Here is a 2,624-nt window from a genome sequence, read left to right as displayed (position 1 = left end):
ATTTGACAAATTCCAGCTTCCCCAAGCTGCACAGACCCTTTTAGCTTTACAATGGCTGGACTTTTTACTACCACCAAATCAACTCTCCTTCTTTGCTTGGGTCGCATTATTCAGGGGCTATCAAGCAGGGGCATTTTACCCAACTCAGCATTTTGAAGATGTAATTAATTCGTTGGTTAAAGTCATCGAATCGCATGGAGGAGAAGTACTGCTAAACCATGAAGTCACAAATTTTAGACTCACAGATAAAACGGTGACGGGAGTTGAGGCGATGGATCTCACCACCCATCAAACCGCTGAATTTACGGGCGATACGGTGATTTGCAATATCGATCCTCAACGAGCCGCGAAGATGATTGGTGAGGAAAAGTTCTCCCAAAAGGTGCGCCGAAAACTCGACTATGAATATTCGGCATCCAACTACATGGCGTATTGTGTTGTCAAAGATCTCGACCTCCGCGACTATGGGTTTGGCAAGTGGAATCTGTCGCATACAGGACATGAAGATCTGAATGAAGCCTTCGCGCAAATGTACGATCGTCATGACTTTTCTAATCCAAGTTTTGCCATCACCACACCCACTTTGATGACAACAGCGAGTCGGGATTGCCCAGAGGATTGCCAGATTGTCGAATTCCTCACCGTCGCTAACTATGACTACTTTAAGCAATTGCGGGAGAGCGATCCCAAAGCTTACAGGCAGAAAAAGCAAGAGATTTTAGACTCGATCCTCGATGTTGTGGAAAAACACTATGTACCGAATTTCAGGCAGCATTTGGTCTTCGATATTACGGGCAGCCCGACTACCAACGAACGCTATTGCTGGTGCCCAGAAGGGAATTCTTATGGTTCCATTCTAACCCCCCGCAATGTGGGGCTAGGACGACTGAATCACGAAACTTCTCTCAACCAGTTCTATTTTTGCAATGCCTCATCTGGCTATCCAGGCTTTGCTGGCACAGTTTGGACGGGGGCAATACTGTATCAACGATTGTCTGGTGACGTGTTTTTAGACGACTAAATAGACGATCGCGCATTACTTACATTCATCAATTTAGGAGTCAACTATGAGAATCGCTGTGATTGGAAGTGGAGCCAGTGGCATGGCTACAGCCTATCTACTCGATAAACAGGGGCATCATGTCACCGTGTTTGAACGACAGCCCATCCTCGGCGGACACATTCGGACACTGAACAAGAACGTCAAACCCAATCAGTCCGCTTGCGATGAGGTATTGGAAGGTGGAGTGCTCGAATTTCCAACTGTGTTTTACAACTTTATCGCGCTGATGCAAGAGCTAGATGTGGAAGTAGAACCCGTCAATATTGGTTCGGCGATGTTTCTCAAAGATGGCAGTCACTTTCTATCGGCAGTAACGATCGAAAAGAACTTCGCAGGTATCCACGGGCTAATCGAAAAGTTACGCCTCGATGCCATCTATGCCCGTTCCGTTGGATTGTGGTTGAGAACGCAATTTGCTAACTTGCCAGATCTCGCCAATCGGCCGCTATCGGCATACTTAAACGGCTTTGAGATCCGCGACACTTGGCTGAAGCTGGTGGTGATGTATAGCTATTCGATCCCATTTGAACTGATTGATGATTTTCCAGCAGAGTTGGCGATTCCTACTTTGCGCGACTATCTGGCGGTCAACTGGGTCAGGGTTAAGGGTGGCGTTTATACTTACATTGAAAAAATCCTGGAGCGATTTAAGGGTGAGATCGTGCTGAATGTCGAGATCGATCGAATTGTCCGAAGTCCTGATGGTGTCAAAATCATGCGCTCTACAGGTGAAATTCAGGAGTTCGATAAAGTGGTGTTCGCTACGCCCCCCGACCGAGTGATGGCGTTATTAGCCGACCCGACGGAGGCTGAAACTAGACGATTTTCCGCCTGGAAAGCCAACTATGCGAAGACTATCGTTCATCGAGATACCTCCATCTACGCCCGTCATGGTATTACCCAACCCTCAGAATTTGATTTCTTCCAAAAGCCAGACGGTCGCTGGGGCTATAATGGCTGCTTGAATCAGCTTTGTGGGATCACAACGCCACAGCATAATTTTTTATCGTTCCAACTAGAGGAGTTAATTGCACCCGATCGGATTATTCACACTGAGGAACACCATACCCCAATGTATACCATTGAATCTTTTCGATATCGGGATGAAGTAGTTGCTACTAATGGAGAGAATAATACTTACCATGCGGGAGCTTATCTGGGGGATGGCTTGCATGAAGGAGCGATCGCCTCTGCTTTTCGAGTCGCTCAACTGGTCGGTTCAGCCTTAGTTCTATCCCATTGATTAAATCGATCGTGAATAATAAATAAGGTGGACATTTGCCCACCTTATTAGTTATTTTAGTTTAGCTAAAGCCTAATTATTAGCGTCAAACTCACGAAAGGTCTGATAAAATTCATTCTGTTCATAGAGATGGCATTTATCGGTAATATCTTTCATCATTTCCCAGGTGAACTTACGTTCTTTGATATATTCACCCCATTGACTCTTGATAATCGCATGGGCTTCACGCAGGCGGTAGGAAGGAATGGCAGTGGAAACGTGATGCGGTACATGAACATTGATGTCATGGCAGAGAAACTCAACCCACGCTGGGTAGTC

General features: G+C 46.1%; 3 protein-coding genes. 2 read left to right on the top strand and 1 reads right to left on the bottom strand.

Annotated features, from left to right (window positions below):
- A partial coding sequence (locus RMO35_RS04230) for an FAD-dependent oxidoreductase (RefSeq protein ID WP_309738771.1) occupies positions 1-1,021 on the top strand: 1,021 nt, incomplete at its 5' end.
- A gap of 46 nt (positions 1,022-1,067) precedes the next feature.
- On the top strand, positions 1,068-2,306 hold the full coding sequence (locus tag RMO35_RS04225) for an FAD-dependent oxidoreductase (RefSeq protein ID WP_309738770.1): 1,239 nt from the start codon (positions 1,068-1,070) through the stop codon (positions 2,304-2,306).
- Between the two features lie 72 nt (positions 2,307-2,378).
- Here RMO35_RS04225 and RMO35_RS04220 read toward each other — a convergent pair.
- Positions 2,379-2,624: fatty acid desaturase (locus tag RMO35_RS04220; RefSeq protein ID WP_309738769.1), on the bottom strand; the 246-nt coding region annotated here is incomplete at its 5' end.

The sequence above is a fragment of the Chamaesiphon sp. OTE_20_metabat_361 genome, from assembly GCF_031364565.1.
Note: the sequence above shows the minus strand (reverse complement) of the source record. Positions and strands in the feature narration are given on the sequence as shown.

Excerpts from the sequence above, each read along its gene's own strand:
- RMO35_RS04225 (WP_309738770.1), top strand. The coding sequence starts at position 1,068 with ATGAGAATCGCTGTGATTGGAAGTGGAGCCAGTGGCATGGCTACAGCC.